17 protein-coding genes are annotated in these 22,379 nt (G+C 59.6%); 8 read left to right on the forward strand and 9 right to left on the reverse strand.

All coding sequences use genetic code 11. The features are described from left to right. Position 1: 1 nt before the first annotated feature. Genes RS75_RS05005 through deoA form a run of 5 tightly spaced genes read left to right on the forward strand, consistent with a single transcriptional unit; the run spans position 2 to position 4,271 of the window. Positions 2-973, forward strand: coding sequence for an ABC transporter permease (locus RS75_RS05005; RefSeq protein ID WP_003514401.1), 972 nt, complete (start codon positions 2-4; stop codon positions 971-973). A gap of 19 nt (positions 974-992) precedes the next feature. Then, positions 993-1,382, forward strand: coding sequence for a cytidine deaminase (locus RS75_RS05010; protein WP_045018341.1), 390 nt, complete (start codon positions 993-995; stop codon positions 1,380-1,382). Beyond that, positions 1,382-2,182, forward strand: a complete 801-nt coding sequence (locus RS75_RS05015; protein ID WP_045018007.1) for a purine-nucleoside phosphorylase — start codon at positions 1,382-1,384, stop codon at positions 2,180-2,182. The genes RS75_RS05010 and RS75_RS05015 overlap by 1 nt, the downstream gene beginning before the upstream one ends. Positions 2,183-2,184: 2 nt before the next feature. Beyond that, a complete protein-coding gene (gene deoC / locus RS75_RS05020; protein ID WP_045018009.1) occupies positions 2,185-2,958 on the forward strand; it encodes a deoxyribose-phosphate aldolase in 774 nt (257 codons plus the stop codon). Beyond that, positions 2,955-4,271, forward strand: coding sequence for a thymidine phosphorylase (gene deoA, locus RS75_RS05025; protein WP_084686467.1), 1,317 nt, complete (start codon positions 2,955-2,957; stop codon positions 4,269-4,271). The genes deoC and deoA overlap by 4 nt, the downstream gene beginning before the upstream one ends. Here deoA and RS75_RS05030 read toward each other — a convergent pair. The 9 genes from RS75_RS05030 to cyoA all read right to left on the reverse strand — a co-directional run bounded on the left by RS75_RS05030 (position 4,264) and on the right by cyoA (position 13,077). Further along, complete coding sequence (locus tag RS75_RS05030) at positions 4,264-4,785, reverse strand: TIGR02281 family clan AA aspartic protease (RefSeq protein WP_045018012.1); 522 nt, start codon at positions 4,783-4,785, stop codon at positions 4,264-4,266. The two genes, deoA and RS75_RS05030, sit on opposite strands and share 8 nt — an antisense overlap. A gap of 133 nt (positions 4,786-4,918) precedes the next feature. Continuing rightward, positions 4,919-5,548: a uracil phosphoribosyltransferase gene (gene upp, locus RS75_RS05035; protein WP_045018014.1), complete on the reverse strand. Its 630-nt coding sequence runs from the start codon at positions 5,546-5,548 to the stop codon at positions 4,919-4,921. 96 nt (positions 5,549-5,644) lie between these two features. Next, a complete protein-coding gene (locus RS75_RS05040) occupies positions 5,645-6,622 on the reverse strand; it encodes an adenosine deaminase (protein ID WP_045018016.1) in 978 nt (325 codons plus the stop codon). Further along, complete coding sequence (locus tag RS75_RS05045; RefSeq protein ID WP_045018018.1) at positions 6,619-7,839, reverse strand: phosphopentomutase; 1,221 nt, start codon at positions 7,837-7,839, stop codon at positions 6,619-6,621. Before RS75_RS05045 ends, RS75_RS05040 begins: the two co-directional genes overlap by 4 nt. Positions 7,840-7,952: 113 nt before the next feature. After that, the gene (locus RS75_RS05050; protein ID WP_045018021.1) at positions 7,953-8,723 is read right to left on the reverse strand and encodes an SURF1 family protein; all 771 of its coding nucleotides are present in this window, start codon (positions 8,721-8,723) and stop codon (positions 7,953-7,955) included. Between the two features lie 171 nt (positions 8,724-8,894). After that, on the reverse strand, positions 8,895-9,290 hold the full coding sequence (gene cyoD / locus RS75_RS05055) for a cytochrome o ubiquinol oxidase subunit IV (protein ID WP_045018023.1): 396 nt from the start codon (positions 9,288-9,290) through the stop codon (positions 8,895-8,897). Continuing rightward, entirely contained in the window at positions 9,290-9,916 is a 627-nt protein-coding gene (cyoC, locus tag RS75_RS05060; protein WP_045015413.1) for a cytochrome o ubiquinol oxidase subunit III, read from the reverse strand. The genes cyoD and cyoC overlap by 1 nt, the downstream gene beginning before the upstream one ends. Before the next feature lie 5 nt (positions 9,917-9,921). Next, a complete protein-coding gene (cyoB, locus tag RS75_RS05065) occupies positions 9,922-11,925 on the reverse strand; it encodes a cytochrome o ubiquinol oxidase subunit I (RefSeq protein WP_045018025.1) in 2,004 nt (667 codons plus the stop codon). Between the two features lie 72 nt (positions 11,926-11,997). Beyond that, entirely contained in the window at positions 11,998-13,077 is a 1,080-nt protein-coding gene (cyoA, locus tag RS75_RS05070; RefSeq protein WP_045018027.1) for a ubiquinol oxidase subunit II, read from the reverse strand. Positions 13,078-13,375: 298 nt separating this feature from the next. On the opposite strand from cyoA, the gene RS75_RS05075 reads away from it, so the two are divergent. The 3 genes from RS75_RS05075 to RS75_RS05085 all read left to right on the forward strand — a co-directional run bounded on the left by RS75_RS05075 (position 13,376) and on the right by RS75_RS05085 (position 22,378). Continuing rightward, positions 13,376-14,704: an MFS transporter gene (locus RS75_RS05075; protein ID WP_045018029.1), complete on the forward strand. Its 1,329-nt coding sequence runs from the start codon at positions 13,376-13,378 to the stop codon at positions 14,702-14,704. A 406-nt stretch (positions 14,705-15,110) separates the two neighbouring features. After that, positions 15,111-20,615, forward strand: a complete 5,505-nt coding sequence (locus tag RS75_RS05080; protein WP_045018031.1) for a glutamate synthase-related protein — start codon at positions 15,111-15,113, stop codon at positions 20,613-20,615. Further along, positions 20,612-22,378, forward strand: a complete 1,767-nt coding sequence (locus RS75_RS05085; protein WP_084686469.1) for a sulfite reductase subunit alpha — start codon at positions 20,612-20,614, stop codon at positions 22,376-22,378. Before RS75_RS05080 ends, RS75_RS05085 begins: the two co-directional genes overlap by 4 nt. Position 22,379 lies beyond the last annotated feature (1 nt).

Raw genomic sequence — 22,379 nt, forward strand, 5'->3', positions numbered from 1 at the left:
TATGGATTTTTTCGATATGCTGGTCAGCATTCTCGGCTCGACCGTCCGTCTCACCATCCCGCTTCTGTTCACGGCGCTTGCCGGACTGTTTTCCGAACGCGCGGGCGTGTTCGATATCGGGCTTGAAGGCAAGATGCTGGCGGCGGCCTTCGCCTCCGCCTGTGTCGCCTATTTGACCGCAAACCCCTGGGCAGGTCTGCTTGCGGGCATTGCCGTCTCCATCCTGTTCTCGCTGATCCATGGCTTTGCCGTCATCACCAATCGCGGTAACCAGATCGTGTCGGGCGTGGCGCTCAACTTCATCGCCGCCGGTCTGACGGTGGTTCTGGGGCAGGCCTGGTTCGGGCAGGGCGGCCGCACGCCGCAATTGCCGGGCGAGGGCCGTTTCGCACCGATCATCCTGCCCGGCGCGGATGCGATGCGTGAGGTGCCTTTCATCGGCCCACTCTATGCCAATGTCATTTCCGGCAACAATATCCTCACCTATCTCGCCTTTCTGGCGGTGCCGCTGTCCTGGTGGGTGCTTTACCGCACTCGTTTCGGCCTGCGCCTGCGCGCTGTCGGTGAAAATCCGGGCGCTGTCGATACCGCAGGCATTTCGGTGACATGGATGCGCTACCGGGCCGTCATCGTCGCCGGTTTCCTTTGCGGTTTCTCCGGCGCCTATCTTGCCGTTGCGCAATCGGCGGCCTTCATCGCCAACATGTCGGCTGGCAAGGGTTACATAGCGCTGGCTGCGCTGATCTTCGCGAAATGGAAACCGGTGCCGGTCATGTTCGCCTGCCTGCTGTTCGGTTTTCTGGATGCCTTCGCCAATTTCATGCAGGGCAAATCAGTGCCTGGAATCGGCGAGGTGCCGGTGCAGATTTTCCAGGCCATGCCCTATATTCTGACCTGCATCCTGCTTGCCGGTTTCATCGGCGTCGCCAAGCCGCCCAAGGCCGGTGGCGTTGCCTATGCGAAGGAGCGTTAAATCCATGTTCCGTGACCAGATGTCCCATCAGTTGTTCGAGGCGGCGGTTGAGGCCATGGCCTTCGCCCATGCGCCCTATTCGAAATTTCCGGTCGGTGCGGCGATCCGCGCCGAAGACGGGAAAATCTACAAGGGCGCCAATATCGAAAATATCTCCTTCCCGCAGGGCTGGTGCGCGGAGCCTTCCGCCATCAGCGCCATGATCATGGGCGGAGCAAAGAAGATCAGCGAAATCGCCGTCATCGCCGAAAAGCTGGCGCTATGCCCGCCCTGCGGCGGCTGCCGGCAGAAGATCGTCGAATTCGCCTCGCCGGATACGAAAATCTATCTCTGCGACGAAACCGGCGTCCAGAAGGTCATGACCATGGAAGAACTCCTGCCCGCCAGCTTCAAGACCGAGCTGCTTTGATGACAGATACCCTGATCGATATTCTGGTGGAGCGCCTGAACGGTCTGATGCCGCGCATCGCCATCGTTCTGGGGTCTGGTCTGGGATCGCTGGTGGACGAGGTCAGCGATCCGATCCGCGTACCCTATGCCGAGCTTCCCGGTTTCCCTGCAAGCGGCGTTTCCGGCCATGCGGGCGAACTGGTGGCCGGTTATCTCGGCGGTGAGCCGGTGATGATGCTCTCTGGCCGGGTGCATTATTACGAAAAGGGCGATCCGGCCGCCATGCGCGCGGTCATCGGAGCACTCGCTGGTCTCGGCGTGCAGTCGCTCATTCTCACCAACTCGGCAGGCTCGGTCAGGCAGGACATACCGCCCGGTTCGGTCATGCAGATCACCGATCACATCAATTACTCCGGCATGAACCCGCTGATCGGCGAGGAAAGCGACCGCCGCTTCGTCGGCATGACCACGGCTTACGATCCGGACTTGATGCTTGCCATGCGCAATGCCGCAATCCGTGCGACAGTACCTTTGTTCGGCGGTGTCTATATGTGGTTTTCCGGCCCAAGCTTTGAAACGCCGGCGGAAATCCGCATGGCGCGGCTCCTTGGCGCGGATGCCGTTGGCATGTCCACCGTGCCGGAAGTCATCCTTGCCCGCTTTTTCGGGATGCGTGTTGCCGCCGCATCGGTTATTACCAATTACGGTGCCGGCATGACCGGTGCGGAACTGAGCCATGAGGAAACCAAGGACATGGCTCCGGTGGGTGGCAAAAGGCTTGCCGCTATCTTGAAGGAAATGATTGCAGGAGGAGCGTGACCATGGAACTCCAGCGTCCGCGCGAAGCGGCTGCCTTCACATTGTCCTTGCTGGACCTGACCAACCTCAACGAAGACTGCACTCCGCAACAGATTGCCGCCCTGTGCCAACGGGCGCATACCGAATTTGGCAATACGGCTGCGATCTGCATATGGCCGCGTTTCGTGGCGCAGGCGCGGGCTGCGTTCGGCAAAGACCACACGATCCGCATCGCAACCGTCGTCAACTTTCCCTCTGGTGATCTGGATGTCGCGACCGTGGTTGCGGAAACAGAAGTGGCGATCCGCGACGGTGCCGATGAAATCGATCTGGTTATTCCCTATCGCAAATTCATAGCTGGCGATGAAACAGCGGTGTCCGAGATGGTGGCCGCCGTGCGCAGGGTCTGCGTAGCGCCTGTGCTGCTTAAGGTCATTCTTGAAACCGGTGAGCTGAAGGACAAGGCTTTTATTCGCCGCGCCTCCGAACTCGCCATTGCCGAAGGGGCCGATTTTATCAAGACCTCGACAGGCAAGGTTGCGATCAACGCCACCCTGGAGGCGGCCGACATCATGTTGCAGGCGATCCGCGACAGCAGGCAGAAGGTGGGTTTCAAGCCCGCCGGCGGCATCGGTACGGTGGAAGACGCTACGCTTTACCTGCGGCTGGCGGAAACCATCATGGCCCCCGACTGGGCCATGCCATCGACCTTTCGTTTTGGCGCTTCGGGCGTTCTCGATGACATCCTGAACGTGCTGGCCGGTGGCGAACCGGCCAAGATTGCCAGCGGGTATTGAGCTTGATCCCGCAGGAAATCATCCGCCGCAAACGCGATGGTCTGTCTCTTGAGCGGCAGGAGATTGCCGCCTTTATCGATGCGCTCTCGAAGGACGGCATATCGGAAGGGCAGGCCGCCGCTTTTGCCATGGCGGTGTTTTTCCGCGGTATGGACCGTGACGAGATGGTGGCGCTGACGCTTGCCATGCGCGACAGCGGCGATGTTTTGTCCTGGAGCGATATCGGCGGCCCCGTGGCAGACAAACATTCGACCGGCGGTGTCGGTGACAATGTTTCCCTGATGCTTGCCCCCATCGTCGCCGCGTGCGGTCTCGCCGTGCCGATGATTTCCGGCAGGGGCCTTGGCCATACCGGCGGCACGCTCGACAAACTGGAAGCGATCCCCGGCTACAATGTGATGCCGGACGAGACCTTGTTTCGACAAACCGTCAAGACGGTCGGCTGCGCCATCATCGGCCAGACGGGCGATCTCGCCCCCGCCGACAAACGCCTTTATGCCATTCGCGACGTGACCGCGACGGTGGATTCCATACCGCTGATCACCGCCTCGATCCTGTCGAAGAAGCTTGCAGCCGGGCTGCAGACACTGGTTCTGGATGTAAAGGTTGGCAACGGCGCTTTCATGCAGAGTGTGGAGGATGCCCGCAATCTGGCCCGCGCGCTGGTCGATGTGGCAAATGGTGCAGGCTTGCCGACGACGGCTCTGATAACCGACATGAACCAGCCGCTTGGCGATGCTGCCGGCAATGCGGTCGAAATCGTCGATTGCCTGGATTTTCTGGCTGGCCGCAAGGCGGGGACCCGTCTTGAAAAGGTCGTCCTGTCGTTTGCGGCGGAAATGCTGGTGCAGGCCGGTAGCGCCGCCATTCTGGATGAAGGCGAGGTTCTGGCTGTCGCCGCTCTTTCCTCCGGCCGGGCCATGGAAGTCTTTGCGAAAATGGTGGCATCGCTTGGCGGGCCTTCGGATTTCGTTGAACGCCCATTCCATTACCTGCCATCCGCACCGGTCATTCTTCCGGTTCCGGCAGAGCGCAGCGGCTGGCTTACCTCCTGCGCAACGCGGGATTTCGGCATGGTCGTCGTCGAGCTAGGCGGCGGCAGAAGAAAGCCGTCCGACAGGATCGATCCTTCCGTCGGCATCTCGGACATTCTACCGCTCGGCACGAAAGTGGAAAAGGGCGAACCTATCGCCAGCGTCCATGCGACTTCGAAGGAAGAAGCGGAACGTGCCGTCAAAAGGATTGCGGCCTGTTACGGGATTGCTGACGCTGCAACAGAGACCAGCCCTGTGGTCCTTGAGCGGATCACCTGACCAGCCGCATCTCGCCGCCCGATACCTTGAAAGACGACAATTGCTTCAGGAAGCTCATGCCGATCAGCATGTTGCTCAGCGCATTGTCCTTCAGCACCATGGCATCGACATTCTGAACGCGGATCGCGCCGATTTCTACCCGGTCGAGCTTCACATAGGCCGCCATGGTCTGGCCGTTGGCAGTCGAGATTGCATATTTGTAGTCGAGGCTGTTGACGCCGAAACCGAGCCGCCGGGCGATTGTCTCGTTGATGGCAACCATGGATGCGCCGGTATCGACAAGCCCGTCGAAAGGTTTGCCGTTGATGCGGAAGGCGGCGTTGAAGTGGCCGCGTGCGTCCGCTTTCAAATTGACGCCACCCAGCGAAACGGGTTCCGGTTTGGCTGCTTCTGGTTTCACCTGGGATTTTTCAGCCTCAGTAGCCGGGCCTGGCTGAAACCTTTCCACCAGCGCCGGAATTTGCGTGGCGCCGACCGAAAGACCGATAAGCAGAAAAATCGTGCGCGCCAGCAAGTTGTCGCTCCTGAAAAAGGCAGAGTTATCCGCGCAGAATAGACGCAAAACATGCTGAAATCTTAAAAGAAAAAGCCATTCGCCACGTTCAATACGGCGAATGGCTCAAACGGTTAAGCGATGATGAACGGTGTTATTTGGTGCCGTACATACGGTCACCGGCATCGCCGAGGCCGGGAACGATATAACCCTTTTCGTTCAGGTGGCTGTCGATTGCGGCGGTGTAGATCGGCACATCGGGATGCGCTTCACGGAAGTTCTTGATGCCCTCGGGTGCGGCCAGCAGACACAGGAAGCGGATGTTCTTCGCACCACGTTCCTTCAGCTTTTCCACAGCGGCAATGGAGGAATTGCCGGTCGCCAGCATCGGATCGACAACGATGATAAGGCGCGCGTCGAGACTTTCGGGAGCCTTGAAGTAATATTCGACGGCTTCCAGCGTATCGTGATCGCGATAGACGCCGATATGGGCAACGCGTGCCGAAGGCACGAGCTCGAGCATGCCTTCCAGCAGGCCGTTGCCGGCGCGCAGGATGGAGGCGAAAACCAGCTTCTTGCCCTCCAGCACGGGCGCCTCGATGGTTTCGAGCGGCGTATCGATGGTTTCCATCGTCATTTCAAGGTCGCGCGTCACTTCATAGCAGAGCAGCGTCGAGATTTCCCTCAGCAGGCGGCGGAAGCCGGCCGTGGAAGTTTCCTTCTTGCGCATGATGGTAAGTTTGTGCCGCACCAGCGGATGTTCGATGACTGTGACGCCGTCCATGAAACTGGCCTTCCTTTTTATCCTGTGCCCCTGTAATTCACCGAAAGTGCGCTTTTCGCAAGCCTTCTTCGCGGTTTTACCCCGCGAACCGCCGTGTCAGGCACAATCGAGTTTTGCGAGCAGCCGGTCGCGTGTTTCCTCGTCCACGAAGGCGCATTCGAGCGCAGTCCGGGTCATGCGATTGATCTCGGTATCGCTGAAACCGAATGCGTCTGATGCAAGTGCGTATTCCCGCGCAAGCGAGGTGAAGAAAAATGGCGGATCGTCGGAACTGACGCAGACGCGCACCCCGGCGTCGCGCAACGCCTTGAGCGGATGGCTGCCGAAATCGGGATAAACGCTGAGGGCAATGTTTGATCCGGGGCAGACCTCCAGAACCGTTCCCGTCTCAACCAGTCGGGCGACGAGCGCGGCGTCTTCGATGGCGCGCACTCCATGCCCGATGCGGGCCGGCTTGACGAGATCGAGCGCGTCGGCAACGCTTTCAGGCCCGCAAACCTCACCCGCATGGATGGTCAGTCCGAGGCCGGCATCGCGGGCGATGTCGAAGGCGCGCGCATAATCGGCAACACGACCCATGCGCTCCTCGCCCGCCATATTGAAGCCGGTCACCAGCGGATGCCGGGCGCGCGCCGCATATTCGGCCGCCGCGATTACCCTTTCAGGGCCGAAATGCCGCTCACCCGTGACGATGATGCGGGCCTCGATGCCGGTCTTTTCTTTTGCGATCCTGATGCCTTCGGCGATACCGGCGAGATAGGCGTCAGCACCTAGCCCGATGCGGTCGCCATGGTCGGGCGAGATGATCAGTTCGCTGTAGATCGTGTTGGCCTCGGCAAGTTCGGTCAGATAGGTTTCGGTCAGAACCGCATAATCCTCATCCGTCTTGAACACCTGCGCCACCGCATCGTAGCACTGGATGAATTGCGCGAAATCCGACCAGACATATTGGCCGTCGCGCAGGAAGCCACTGGTATCTATGCCGTATTTCTCCGCCTGTTTTGCGACAAGCGCGGGCGCTGCTGCCCCTTCGAGGTGGCAGTGAATTTCCGCTTTCAGCAAATGCGATGTCAAATGAAGCTCCTGCCGTGTGAACCGGCTTCGATGCCAAGATGGTGGGCGATGCTTTCGCCTATATCGGCGTAGCTTGAACGGACGCCGATATCGCGGGAACGGATACCCGGCCCGAATGCCATGATAGGCACCCTTTCCCGTGTATGGTCCGTACCCCGCCATGTGGGATCGCAACCATGGTCGGCGGTGAGAATGGCGATGTCGCCCGGCGCCATCTTGCGATGGATTTCGGGAATGCGCGCATCGAAGGCCTCAAGGGCCGCCGCATAACCGGCAACGTCGCGGCGGTGGCCATAAAGCATGTCGAAATCGACAAAATTGGTGAAGACGAGATCGCCGTTTTCGGCTTCATCGATGGCTTGCAGCGTCGCATCCATCAAGGCGGCGTTGCCATTTGCCTTGATGACGCGCGAGACACCCTGATGGGCGTAGATATCGCCGATCTTGCCGATCGCATGCACTTTCCGGCCCGCTTCTACGAGGCGGTCGAGCAATGTCGGTTCGGGTGGAGGAACGGAGAAGTCGCGGCGGTTGCCAGTGCGTTCGAAGGTCGCGACCGTCTCGCCGATGAAGGGTCGGGCGATGACGCGGCCGATATTGAGCGGATCGAGCAGTTTGCGCACCGTCTCGCAAAGCGCGATGAGCCGCTGCAACCCGAAATGCGTCTCGTGAGCGGCGATCTGGAATACGGAATCGGAAGAGGTGTAGCAGATCGGCTTGCCGGTCCTGATGTGCTCTTCGCCAAGCTGCGCGATGATCTCGGTGCCGGAAGCATGGCAATTGCCAAGAATGCCTGGAATATTGGCTTGTTCGCAAATGGCCTCCACCAGTTCAGGCGAAAAGGCGTCACCCTCCGTCGGGAAATATCCCCAGTCGAAGCTGACGGGCGTGCCCGCGATCTCCCAATGGCCGGAGGGCGTATCCTTACCCTTGGATATTTCGCTGGCGGAACCGTGCAGGCCGAAAATACGCTCCGGCCGCTCCATGCCGGCGGGAATATCGCCGCTTGACTGGCTGGCAATCTCGATCAGGCCAAGCGAACACATGTTCGGCAGCTTCAGGGGACCGGACCGAAGTCCGGCTTTGTCGGCGGCGCCTGCTGCGCAAAATTCGGCGATGTGGCCGAGGGTGTTGGCACCGAGGTCGCCGTAACGCTCCGCGTCAGGCGCACCGCCGACGCCGAAGGAATCCAGAACGAGAAGAAATGCTCTTGCCATAACTCACCGAAACAAAATGCGCCGACGGGCAATGTCAGGCCAAGCTATCGTTATAGATCAGCAAAACGTGAAGAAGGAAGTGATTTTATGAACCATCCGGTAAAACCGGCTGCTCACTCCGCGTCCCGTTTCGATTTCGGTGCGTTGAGATTGCGCAGGACATACCAGCCAGCCGCAACCACCATGGCCGCCAGAATGTACCATGTGATGGCATAGGACAGGTGGTTGTTGGGGAAGGTGAGCATGGTTTTGCCGCCAACCGGCAGGCCGCCCGGATTGGGCGTGGCATCGGCATCGACGTAAAAAGGCGCCACGTTGGAAAGGCCGGAGGCCTGCGATATCTGGGGGATGTTGCGGGAGTACCAGCGGCCATTTGCGGGATCGTTGGTTCGAAGGAAAAGCCCGCCGGTTTCCGGCGCACGCATCAGCCCGACGATCTCAACTTGCCCGGTTGGTTCGCCTTCCCGGCGCGATGACGGATCACGTTTGTCGGAGGGGACGAAGCCACGGTTGACGATGACGTTCGAGCCGTCGTCGCGCGCAAGCGGCGTCATCACCCAATAGCCGGGGCCGAGATCGCTGACCGTATAGACCTGGATTTCCTTGTTGTTGAGGAAGGTGCCGGAGAGTTTCACGCGGCGATATTCGTATTCCGCCGGATCGGCAAGCGTCGGCCATCCGGCCGCCGCCGGTGCATCGACGGGGGTTGCATGGGCGCGGGCTTCGACGCGTTCGATCAGACCGAGCTTCCAGGAAAGACGTTGGACCTGCCATGTTCCGAGCGCCAGCAGAAAGCCCGTCAGCACGACGGTCAGAAACAGGACGACGATTGCGGCAGGGCGAATGCGCCGGTTGCGCGGGGGTGTTTTCGACAGATCGGTCATGGTTCACAGTCCTTGCAAGGCCATGCGGCTTGCTGCAGCAGCATTGTTGGCTGCCGGCACGCGGCGTCTTCCAGCAAATAACCCCATAAATCGCGCCACGATTCATGGGGTTATGTGTTGGCGCAAAAAGCGGCCCGCCGGAGGTCCGGCAGGCCGTTGATTTATGGCTGCTCAAGGCAGGTTTTTTACATCCTCGATGTGCAGCGGCATCATGTTCTTGTTCATGTTGTACATGACCCAAAGCGAACCGGAGAGCGTGATCAGCAGCACCACGACGGTGAAGATCAGCGCCATGAAGGTCCAGCCGCCTTCCGACTTGGTGTCCATGTGCAGGAAGTAGATCATGTGCACGAAGATCTGGATGACGCCGAGACCCATGATTGCGATGACCAGCAGGGTCTTGTTTTCAAGAACGTCGCCCATGACCAGCCAGAAGGGGATCGCCGTCAGGATGACCGACAGGACGAAGCCGATCATGTAGCTTTTGAACGTGCCGTGGCTGGCGCCATCATGGTGATGATGGTCGTCGCCATGCGCGTCTTGGTGTGCGTGTGCTTCGGAACTCATCAAAGAACTCCCATGAGATAAACGAAGGAGAAGACGCCGATCCAGATGACGTCAAGGAAGTGCCAGAACATCGACAGGCACATCAGGCGACGCTTATTGGCGGCGATCAGGCCATGCTTTCCAACCTGGAACATCAACGTGACGAGCCAGATGGTGCCGAAGGTGACGTGCAGACCGTGCGTGCCAACCAGCGCGAAGAAGGCGGAAAGGAACGCCGAACGTTGCGGGCCGGCGCCTTCCTCGATCAGGTGATGGAACTCGTAAAGTTCGACGGCGAGGAAGGCGAGGCCGAAGAGGCCGGTAATTCCAAGCCACACCAGCGTGGACTTCACCTTCTGCTTTTCCATTTCCAGCATGGCAAAGCCATAGGTGATGGAGGAGAAAAGCAGGAACGCAGTGTTGATCGCCACCAGCTTGAGATCGAACAGGTCCGCACCCGAGGGGCCGGCCGCATAGTTGCGGCCGACAACGGCATAGGTGGCAAACAGCGTTGCGAAGATGAGGCAGTCGCTCATCAGATAAAGCCAGAAGCCCAGCGAGGTGCCGTTCTCCGGGTGATGATCTTCCTTCAGGTAGAAGACCGGTGTTTCCGCGCCGGCGGCGCTTTGTGCAGGTGTATGAGCCATGTTCGTTACGCCTGTTCCGCAAGCAGCTTCGTACGTTCCGTCTCCACTGTCGAAACATCGGAAGCCGGAATGTAGTAATCGCGGTTGTAGTTGAAGGTATGGGCGATCGAGACCGCGATGATGGCGATCATGGACAGAGCCGCAAGCCACCAGATGTGCCACACCAACGCAAAGCCGAGCACCACGCTGATGGCGCTGATGATGACGCCCGCACCGGTGTTCTTCGGCATATGGATCGGGATGAAGCCTTCCTTGGGACGCACGTAGCCGCGCTTCTTCATATCCGCCCACGCATCGACGTCATGCACAACCGGCGTGAAAGCGAAGTTGTAGGCCGGCGGCGGAGATGAGGTGGACCATTCCAGCGTACGGCCATGGTAGGGATCGCCGGTCACGTCACGAAGCTGATCGCGCTTCAGGAAGCTGACGATGAGCTGGATGACGAAGGAGGCGATGCCGAGCGCGATCAGGAAGGCGCCGAAGGCTGCGATCAGGAACCAGATCTGCAGCGAATTGTCCTCGAACTGGCTGATACGGCGGGTCACGCCCATCAGGCCGAGAATGTAGAGCGGCATGAAGGCGAAATAGAAGCCGATGAACCAGAACCAGAAGGACAGCTTGCCCCAGAACGGGTCGAGGCGGTAGCCGAAGGCTTTCGGGAACCAGTAGACGATACCCGCAAGCACACCGAACACCACGCCACCGATGATGGTGTTGTGGAAGTGGGCGATCAGGAACAGCGAGTTGTGGAGCACGAAATCCGCCGGCGGAACGGCGAGAAGAACGCCGGTCATGCCACCGATGACGAAGGTGATCATGAAGCCGATCGTCCACAGCATCGGAACGTCGAACTTGATGCGGCCCTTATACATGGTGAAGAGCCAGTTGAAGATCTTCGCACCCGTCGGGATCGAGATGATCATCGTGGTGATACCGAAGAAAGCGTTGACGCTTGCGCCGGAACCCATGGTGAAGAAGTGATGCAGCCACACGATATAGGCAAGGATGGTGATCACGCCTGTCGCGTAGACCATCGAGGCATAACCGAAGAGGCGCTTGTTGGAGAAGGTCGAGACGATTTCCGAGAAGACGCCGAAGGCCGGCAGCACCAGAATGTAAACTTCGGGATGACCCCAGATCCAGATGAGGTTGACATACATCATCGGATTGCCGCCGAGATCGTTGGTGAAGAAATTGGTGCCAACGTAACGGTCAAGGGTCAGAAGGGCGAGCGTGCCGGTCAGGATCGGGAACGAGGCCACGATCAGGATGTTCGAACACAGCGATGTCCAGACGAAGATCGGCAGGCGCATCATGGTCATGCCGGGCGCGCGCATCTTGATGATCGTCACGATCAGGTTGATGCCCGAAAGCGTCGTTCCCACACCGGCGATCTGCAGACCCCAGATGTAGTAATCGACGCCGACACCCGGACTGCCGTCAATGCCGGAAAGCGGCGGATAGGCGAGCCAGCCGGTCTGCGCATATTCACCGATGAACAGCGAGATCATGGTGATGATGGCGCCGGCCGTGGTCATCCAGAAGGAGAAGTTGTTGAGGAAGGGGAACGAAACGTCGCGGGCGCCGATCTGCAGCGGTACGACGAAGTTCATCAGACCGGTGATCATCGGCATGGCCATGAAGAAGATCATGATGACGCCATGGGCCGTGAAAATCTGGTCGTAATGGTGCGGCGGAAGATAACCTTCCGATCCGCCGGAGGCGATCGCCTGCTGGACGCGCATCATGACGGCGTCGGCGAAACCGCGCAGCAGCATGATCAGCGCCAGAATGATGTACATGATACCGATCTTCTTGTGATCGATGCTCGTGAACCATTCCTTCCACAGATAACCCCACAGGCGGAAATAGGTGAGGGCGCCGATAACGGCGATCCCGCCCAGAGCCACAGCCGCAAAGGTGGCGACAAGAATGGGCTCGTGAAGCGGGATGGACTCCCATGTCAGCTTCCCGAACAGGAACGACGTTTGATCGGAATTGACGATCATTTTTAGCCTCTTGCGATTCAAGAACGTGGGTCGGCGCGGACAGGCCGCGCCGCAGAAAGCCGGGACGTATCGTCAGCCAGCGACTTGTTTCGTCTCCGGCAGCGCCGCAGGTTCGAAAGTCTGTCCTTCGATCGCAGCCGGAGTGGATTGGGGTCCGCTGGCAACACCGTAAGGTGAAAGCGGTGTACAGACGACGGAGTTCAGCGCTTTGGCGATGTCGATGCCTTCCTTGCCGCCGCCGCCCTTGGCGTCGATATGCATCATGTCGCGCATGCAGAGCTTGTTGGGCTCGACGCAGCGGTTGAGGATCGCGTCGTAAAGCTGCGGATCGACGGAGGCGAAATATTGCACCGGCTCACGCTCCGAAGGCTTGGCGAAGTCGAGATATTCCTGACGGCCGAAGCCCTTGCCGCCATCCTTGATCTTCGCAACCCACTGATCGAAGCCCTGCTGGCTGAGGCCATGGAACTTGAAACGCATGTGCGAGAAACCGGGGCCGGAGAAGTTGGCCGAGAAGCCGTCATAAACGCCTTCCTTGTTGATGACGGCGTGCAGCTTGGTCTGCATGCCGCCCATGGCATAGATCTGGCCGGCGAGTGCGGGAACAAAGAAGGAGTTCATCGCGGTCGTGCCGGTGATCTTGAAGTTGATCGGAACATCGACCGGAGCGGCGAATTCGTTGACGCTGCCGATGCCGAGTTCGGGATAGAAGAACAGCCACTTCCAGTCCATGGCCACCACCTCGACCGTGAGCGGCTTGATATCGGCGGTAACCTGGCGGTTCTCGTCGATACGCTCCAGCGGGCGATAGGGATCAAGCCGGTGGGTGGAAATCCAGGTCACCGTGCCGAGCATCAGGATGATGGCGACCGGGGCCGACCAGATCACCATTTCAAGGCGCGTGGAGTGATGCCACTCGGGATCGTAATCCTCGGCTTTCGCCGATTCGCGATACTTCCAGGCGAAGAACAGCGTCAGGGCGATGACCGGGACGATGATCAGCAGCATCAGAACCGTGGACGTGATGATAAGGTCGCGCTGCTGGATGGCAACGTCACCCGAAGGATTCATGACAACGAGGTCGCAACCGCTGAGCAGCAGCAGCGACGAGATTGCCAGAAGGGCGGATGGAATTTTTTTGATCGTGCGCACGTTCTTTGAACTCGTACAGTTTGGATTATGCCGCGATTAATTGCCGAACATCATTTTTGAAATGAGGTATATTGTCGCGGTGCAGCGAAACCTTCGCGATGCACCATGGGCTGGCAGAGCTGCGTTTGAAAGCGAAGCGGCTGCATTATCGCATAGCGCGCTTCCGGGGCAAGCCTTTCTTATCAAACTTCAATTGACGTTACGTAGGGTGCGTGTGACAATCCGCCGCATAGTAACGCAACGGAAGAGGAGCCCGCGCGTTACAGGAATGGTTCGTCCATGACGCAGGAGGGATATTATGAGTTACACTGATGCTGCCCCATCTTTTGGGCAGGCGCCGGAAGCGAACGGGCATGGGGCCGATCCGGTCAAGGTTGATCCCGATCGCATTACCATTGCGGTCATTCTTGCGAGAATGACGGAGTTTTTCGACTTTTTCATTTACGCCATCGCCTCCGCGCTCGTTTTTCCGCACGTCTTCTTTTCCTTTGTGGACCCGCTGACGGCCACGCTTTATTCCTTTGCTGTCTTTTCGCTGGCCTTCATCGCAAGGCCGATCGGCTCGCTGATCTTCCTCCAGATCGACCGCAAGTTCGGCCGCGCCGTCAAGTTGATGGCGGCGCTGTTCACGCTCTGCGGGTCCACGATGGCGATCAGCTTTCTTCCCTCCTATGCGGAAGTCGGCATGCTTGCCCCCTGTCTTCTGGCGGTGTTCCGCATTGGCCAGGGTCTCGGTCTTGGCGGCGCCTGGGATGGTCTCGTCTCGCTGCTCGCCATGAATGCACCGCCGAAGCAGCGCGGCTGGTACGCCATGATGCCGCAAATCGGTGCGGCCATGGGTTTTGGTCTCGCCAGCGCCTTCTTCATCGTCTTCGTAACGCAGCTTTCCAACGCGGAATTCCTCGCCTGGGGCTGGCGTTTCCCCTTCTTCGTTGCATTGGCGCTCAATGTTCTGGCGCTCTTTGCCCGCCTGCGCATGATCGTCACACCGGAATTCCAGTCCATGCTGGCGCAGCATGAGCTGGAGCCTCGGCCAATGTTCAAGATGCTGCGCTCGCAGTTTCCGGTGGTGGTAACGGGCGCATTCGTGCCGCTGGCCAGCTTCGCGCTCTTCCATCTCGTCACGGTTTTCCCGCTGAGCTGGGTTTCGCTTAATACCACCCAGCGTGTTTCGGACTTTCTGTTCGTGCAATTCGTCAGCGCCATCATCGCCGGCGGCATGATCGTGGTGTCCGGCATTCTGGCTGACAAGATCGGTCGTCGGAAGCTTCTGGCTGTCGCGGCGGTGATGATCGGTCTTTTCAGCCTCGTTGCGCCGGTTCTCCTGAGTTCGGGCGATATTGGCCGCTATCTCTTCGTGCTCATCGGCTTCTCGTTGCTTGGCCTCTCCTTCGGTCAGGCGGGCGGTGCGCTTGCTTCCCGCTTCAGCCGTGAATACCGCTATACCGGCGCATCCATCACTTCGGATATTTCCTGGCTGATCGGCGCCGGTTTCGCGCCGCTCGTGGTACTCGGATTTTCGTCCAAATTCGGACTGTTCGCGGTCGGAATTTACCTGATGTCCGGTGCTGTGTGTACGCTGGTCGCGCTCTGGTTCAGTCGCACGCTGGAAATGCCTTCGGACTGAACAGGGCAATTTAAATATCTCTGCAGCCATTGCGCCGCGGAATCCTGTCGGATTTCGCGGCGTTTTTGTTTTTTTATTGCGTGAGGCCGATTTTAATCTTGACTCGGTCGTTCATGAAATATTATGTAAGCAATACTGACATAATTCAGTGTGTCTCATTGCCGGAAATACTGGCCATCAGGGAAAGCGATGCGAACGACGACGATCATTATTTGCGAAATAGCGGCCAATGCCGCCACGCCGTTTGACGGCCGCAAAACAACCGTTCGCGCCATTAAACGCCGATAAGCAGAAAAAGAGGAGCAGCTAGGTCGCCTGCGGCTCCGCCCGCAGAGTGCCGGCTGACGCGCCGGGTTTCGGGAAAGAGGGCGATGCCGCGCGAAATGCGCAACGAGAGGAGAGAACCTTGAGCGTGACGGAGCAAAAATTCGGCCTTTACGATGCGGCTTTTGAAAAAAGCAGCTGTGGCGTCGGTTTCATCACCCGCAAGGACGGGGTGCAAACCCATGATGTGCTGAAGCGCGGGCACGAGGCGCTCTGTGCCGTGCCGCATCGCGGCGGCATGTCGGCCGAAGGTGTGGGCGACGGTGCCGGCGTGTCCCTCGACCTGTCGCTCTCTTTTTTCCGGAAGCTGACGGGCAACGATTCCCTGCAGCCCGGCCGCTTTGGCGTCGGCAATTTTTTCCTGCCGCAGAACCCGGCTTTTCATGATCAGGCGATCGGCATCATCGGCAGCGCTCTGGAAGAACAGGGCTTCGCAATCCTGCTGGTCCGCGACGTGCCGGTGAATGACGCAGCCATCCGCGCTGCCGCCATTTCCTATCAATTGCCGATCCGGCAATGGGTCTTTTCGGCACCGGTGGAATGCGCAACTCTTGCCGAATTCGACTGGCGCATTCACAAGGCGCTTCTCGCCATCGAAGCGCTCGCCTACACCGCGCCGGAACTTGCCGGTTTTTATCCGCTGTCGCTCAGTGCCCGCACGCAGGTTCTGAAGGGTCGTCTGAACTCCCATGAGGTCATGCCCTATTTCTGCGACCTCATCGATCCGCGCCATGAAGTGCATACGATGTATTTCCACACGCGGTTCTCCACCAATACCGATCCGCATCCCTCCATGGCGCAGCCTTTCCGGCTGATGGCGCATAATGGCGAACTCAACACCGACAAGAAGAACCGGCTGTCGGAAGCGGCTGTGGCGCTGGCGAAGAACGCCAGCATCATCCGGCCGAAGGGCCAGTCGGACAGCTGCCGTCTGGACCAGACATTGCAGGCGCAGGTGATGGAAGACGGTCTCGATCTGGTGACCGCCGTGGTTTCAATGATGCCGCCGGCATGGGAAAACGACGACACGCTGTCGCCCGGCGTCAAGGCGATGCTGGAATATTTCTCGCTCTACGAAGAGAAGAACGACGGCCCGGCCGCGCTGATCTTCGGCGATGGCACCATCATCGGCGCACGTCTCGATCGGCTCGGACTGCGCCCGTTGCGCACCGTCGAGACGGAAGAGTATCTCTGCGTCATGTCCGAGGCGGGGCAGATCGCCTTTCCGGCAGAAAATGTCATCCGTCGCGGCCGCATCGAAGCTGGCGGCATGCTTTATTACGACCACACTGAGCGCCGCGCCTTTTCCACCGTCGAGGCGCTGGAGCTTCTGGCCTCGCGCCGGGATTACCCGTCGCTATTATCCGAAGCGCGGGTGATGCTTGCGGATCTGCCGGAAGTGCCGGCGGAAAAGCATGGCTCGCCGCTTCGTTACAATGGCGATCTGGAACGGCATCAGCGTTACGTCGCCTATTCGCACAATCAGGAAAGCTTCAAGTTCCTGATGGACCCGATGCTGGCCTCTGGTGCGGAAAAAATCTCGGCGATGGGTTATGGCAATGCCATCAACGCCCTTTCCGATCAGGAAGGCGGCGTCGCCAAATATTTCTCGCAACGCTTTGCGCAGGTCACCAATCCGCCGCTCGACAGTATTCGCGAGGCCGATGGCATGACGCTGCGTGTGGCGCTGGGCGCAAAACCGAACAGCGGTGCAAAGGCGGCCCGCCAGATCGTCGTGCGCTCCCCGATCCTGACCCATCTCGACATGCTGCGCATTCGCGAACAGTCCGAGACGCCCGTTCGTCGTTTCGAGATGCTTTATACGCCGATCTTTGATGCAGCGGATGCCAACGAAGCAGCCTTGCGGCAGGCGATAGATGGCCTCTGCGATGAGGTCGTGGCTTTCGCGGCCGAGCAAGGCGGCATTGCCGTCATCACTGACCGGCACGTTTCGGCAGGCCGTGCGGCTCTGCCGATGATCATGGTCGTCTCCGCCATCAACCAGCGGCTGATCGAGGAAGGTCTGCGGTTGCGCGTTTCCCTGATCGTCGAAAGCGGGCAATTTTCCTCCTCGCATCACATAGCAGCGGGCCTTGGTTTCGGAGCTTCGGCGGTCTATCCGCTCGGTGTCCAGTTCCGTGCGGAAGAAAAATTCGGTGCCGATGCCGACAAGGCGTTCAAGCGGTTTGCCAAGGCTGCTGAAAAGTCGCTGATGAAGACCATGGGCAAGGTCGGGCTGTGCACGGCGGAAAGCTATATTGGCGGCGAATTCTTCGAGCCGAACTTCCTCGATACCAACGATCCGGTGCTGAAGCGTTATTTCCCCAATGTGAAGACCCCGGTCGGCGGCGTCACCTTCGCCGTCATCGCGCAGGCTGTGGCGGACTGGCATCGCAAGGCGCTGTCGGTAAGGGGTGAAAACGACATTCCGCTGCTCGGTCTTTTCAAGGAGCGCGCTGAAGGTGCCGGTCATTCCTATGGCACGACGGCCGTTCGCGGTTTCGTTGACATGACGGAGGAAAAGATCGGTTTCGACAAGGGAACCGAAAACGAGGAAGTGCTGCGTCTCTTGCCCCTCAACCGGTTGGAGGATGCTTTCGGTCTCAACGACGCGGCCTATTATCACAACAGCTTCGATCGGCTGACGCCGGAGGCGATCGACGCATTCGAGGTGACACCGGGTTATCGAGCTTTCGCACGCATGATGTCAGAAGAAAGGTCGCGCCGCCCCGCCGCCCTGCGCGACGTTCTGGAATTGCCGGCCGATGTGACCTTTGCCAGTTCGGCGGACGAGTTTCACCGGGAAATGGGCCGCTTTTCCAGGCGTGGCAATAACAGCTTCATGGTGCGGGGGTTATCCTGTGAGAGTGCGGGCGAAGGCGCGTTCCGGCTGCAATTGACTGGTCCACACGGTCACGAACTTGCTCGCCTTGCCGCACTCGGCCAGTCGCTGCTTGATCGCTTCGGAGACGATATCGCCGGCCATTGGCTGGAAGGCGGGGCGCTTCTGGTTCAGGCGAAGGGCGAGGCATTTGCCTATCTGTCACTGATCCGCACCGCGCCGGAAAGCATTCCGCTCGACGCCGTGCAAAAGGCGAGCGACATCACCAAAACCCTCGCATCCGGCGCAATGAGCCACGGCGCGCTCGTCGCTGCCGCGCATGAGGCTGTCGCGCACGGGACCAACATGGTCGGCGGCATGTCGAATTCGGGCGAGGGCGGCGAGCATATTTCCCGTTACGGCACCATTCGCGCTTCGCGTATCAAGCAGTTTGCCTCCGGCCGTTTCGGCGTCTGGGCCGGCTATCTTGCCGATCCGATGCTGGAGGAGATCGAGATCAAGATCGGCCAGGGCGCAAAGCCCGGCGAGGGCGGGCAATTGCCGTCTCCCAAGGTGACGGTGGAAATCGCCGCTGCGCGCGGCGGCACGCCGGGCGTCGAGCTTGTCTCGCCACCGCCGCATCATGATACCTATTCGATCGAGGATCTGGCCCAGCTCATCCACGACGCCAAGGCGGCGCGCGTGCGCGTCGTCGTCAAGCTTGTTTCTTCCGAAGGCATCGGCACGATCGCGGTCGGCGTCGCCAAGGCGGGCGCAGATGTCATCAACGTCGCCGGCAATACCGGCGGCACGGGTGCGGCGGCCGTCACCAGCCTCAAATATACCGGCCGCGCGGCGGAAATAGGCATTTCCGAGGTGCATCAGGCGCTTTGCGCCACGGGCCTTCGCGCCAAGGTGCTGCTGCGTTGCTCCGGCGCGCACCAGACGGCGAGCGACGTGGTGAAATCAGCGCTCCTCGGCGGCGACAGTTTCGAGTTCGGCACCACAGCGCTGATGATGCTGAAATGCGTCATGGCGAAGAACTGCAACATCAAGTGCCCGGCCGGTCTTACCACCAATCAGGAAGCCTTCAACGGCGATCCGCGCGCACTGGCGCAATATCTCATGAATATCGCCCATGAAACGCGCGAGATTCTGGCGTCGCTCGGGCTTGCCTCGCTGCGGCAGGCACGCGGACGTTCCGATCTTCTTCACCTCCTCGATCATCCGGCGAGCGTCGGTCAGCTTGACCTCCGGGCGATGCTTACCGTGGTCGAAGAGGTGAAGATCGACAGCCCCGTCTATATGGAAAAGGATTTCGCGCTGGACGACGCCTTCATAGAACTCGTGCGCTCGGCCCTGATCGACAGCAAGCGGGAAAATATTGAGCTTGGCGGCAACCGTTTCCTCAACAATTGCAACAAGAGCGTTGGCGGGCAACTCGCGGTCGATATCGAACGCATGTTGAACCACGAGCTTTCCGACGAGCAGATGGATGTGCTTCCAGCCGTGAAGCGTGACAGTCGTGGGCGTCGTTTTCTGGAGGCGGGTTCGGTACGCATCGATACATCCGGTTCGGCCGGGCAGTCTTTCGGTGCTTTCTGCAATGACGGCATGGTCATGGTCCATACCGGCACCTGCAATGACGGTGTCGGTAAAAGCGCCTGCGGCGGCACCATCGTCGTGCGCTCTCCGGGCGGCGGCTCGGACGAGGCTGGTGGCAATGTGCTGGTCGGCAATTTCGCGCTGTTCGGCGCCACCGGTGGCCGCACCTTCGTGGAAGGGCAGGCGGGCGACCGTTTCGCGGTGCGCAACTCCGGTGCGACTGCCGTGGTAGAAGGCGTGGGCGATTTCGCCTGCGAATACATGACCAACGGCGCGGTGCTCAACCTCGGCAGTTTCGGCAAGGGCTTCGGCAACGGCATGAGCGGCGGTTTCGTTTATCAGTACGATCCCTACGGCGATTTGCCGAAGAAGGTCAGCCACGATTCGATCCTGCTCGGTTTGATCACCGGCGAGGACGAACAGGCCGGGATCCACAATCAGGCAGTTCATCAGCTTCTGACCTGGCATGCTGCGGAAACCGGCTCGGCCAAGGCGGCATGGCTTCTGGAGAACTGGGAGAGCGAACAGCACAATTTTGTCTACGGCATGCCACGCGCCCTGCTGCTCTATCAGGACAGCGACGAAATTCTGAAGGCCAAGCCCCGCAAGGAGCTTCTGGAAGAATTGGCATCTGCGCTTGCCGCCCATCAGGTGCGGAAGTTCAAGCTTGCCTATCGCGACCGCAAGGCCGTCTTGAACGGAACGGTGCCGGGTCATAGTGAGACCGATACGGAGGGCATGTACGCGCTCATCAACAATTACACGGTGTTGAGCATGGCGCAGGCCATTGCCCTGCAACGGTCGCCGCTGGCGTCCGGTCCTTCCGATCCCGCTATCGAAAAAGCCGTGCGCAACCTCATCCTCACGGAAGATTATGCGCTGATGCAGCGGCTGCTGAAATATGCGCGTGAGGCCCTTTCCAACCATAGCGACGAGCAGCTTGCGGTGATGATCGCCGCCAAGCGTCTCGAGGATTACAAGCAGGCGCTGGCGCGCCGCAACATCTGGTCGGTGGACAGCCCGGGTACCTATGGCTGGATCATTCAGCAGAACCGCAAAAACATCGAGAGGATCGGCCGTTTGCCGGGCTTCGAGGAGCTTTTCGCAGCCCGCGCCATTCCAGACCTTGCCGTCGCATCCAGCCAGAACAGGGCAGCATGATGAAGATACCTTACATTCCGCAGGATGCGCCCTTCAATGGCGATCAGCGCGCCTGGCTTTCCGGCTTTCTGGCCGGACTTCACTCCCGCACCGCCATGGGCATGGAAACATCGGTTGCCGCTGCCGCTCCGAGGGCGGCGGCCAGCGTGCTGAACATCCTCGTCGGCACCCAGACCGGCAATGCGGAGGCCTTGGCGATGGATATTGCCGACGCTGCCCGTGCGCAGGGCATGCAGCCGGTGGTGACGGCGCTGGACGATGTCTCGATGGACAGTCTCGGCGGCATGAAGCGGGTCATTGTCGTCACTTCGACCTATGGTGAAGGCGAAATGCCGGATAATGCCGAATTGTTCTGGGAAGCGCTTTCCGCTGATACTGCGCCAAGGCTGGACGATATGAATTTCGCCGTGCTTGCTTTGGGCGATACCGGCTATGACGGTTTCTGCCAGGCGGGCAAGCTCATCGATACGCGGTTCGAACAACTCGGCGGCAAGCGCATGAAGACGCGTATCGATTGCGATATCGACTTCGAGGATGCGGCCGCCGCATGGATCGGCGAGACCCTGCCGCTTGCGCTCGCCATCGATGGCGGCACTGCGGCAGTAGCTACGCCTGCAATTGCCGAGTTGCCGGCGCGGGCAAAACAGGGCTGGGGCCGCAAGAACCCCTATGCCGCGCGAGTGAGTGTCAATCGCCTTCTTTCCGGACCTGCATCGTCGAAGGAAATTCGTCACTACGAGTTCGATCTCGGCGAAAGCGGCCTCGACTACGAGGCGGGCGATGCTCTGGGTGTCGTTCCCCTCAACGATCCGAAACTGGTCGGTGCGCTGCTCGAACGCTTCGGAGCAAGCGCGGATAGTGAAGTCGCAGGGTTCGACCGGCCGATTGGCGACGCGCTTCTGAACATGTTCGAGATATCGACGCCCTCACGTGAACTGGTCACCGAAATCGGCAGGCGCGCAGGACATGATGAACTCAGCCATATCCTTGCGAATGGAGACAGGGAGCAGCTTGCCGCCTTTCTCTGGGGCAAGGATATTCTTGACCTGCTCGATCTCGGCGGCAAGCCCCTATTCGACCTTGCCGAATTCGTGACGTTCCTGAAACCGTTGCAGCACCGGGCCTATTCCATCTCCTCCAGCCCCCTGGTTGCGGAAAACAGCGTGCATCTGACAATCGCCAGCGTGCGTTATCGCGCCGAGGGGCGGGAGCGTGGCGGAGTGTGCTCCACCTACCTCGCGGACCGTGTGGAGGCCGGTCGGAATGCCGGAATTTTTGTCTCGCCCAACAAGGCGTTTCGCGTGCCGCAGGACAATGACGCGCCAATGATCATGGTTGGGCCGGGCACCGGTATCGCGCCCTTCCGGGCGTTTTTGCAGGAACGGCAGGCAAGAGGCGCGAAGGGCAAGAACTGGCTGTTCTTCGGCGACCAGCACCGGCAGGCGGATTTCATCTACGAAAACGAGCTTGGCGATATGAGCCGCGATGGTGTGTTGACCCGTCTCGATCTCGCTTTTTCACGGGACCAGGCGGAGAAGATCTATGTCCAGACCCGCATGCGGCAAAACGGCAAGGCGCTCTATCAATGGCTCGAAGAGGGCGGCCATTTCTACGTCTGCGGCGATGCCACCCGCATGGCGAAGGATGTCGATGAGGCTCTGCACCGGATCATTGTCGATGAGGCCGGTATCACTGCGGAAGCGGCAAGCGACTATGTGAACCGGTTGAAGCGGGAAAAACGCTATCTGCGCGATGTTTATTAGA

It is taken from the genome of Rhizobium nepotum 39/7 (assembly GCF_000949865.1).
GTDB lineage: Bacteria > Pseudomonadota > Alphaproteobacteria > Rhizobiales > Rhizobiaceae > Agrobacterium > Agrobacterium nepotum.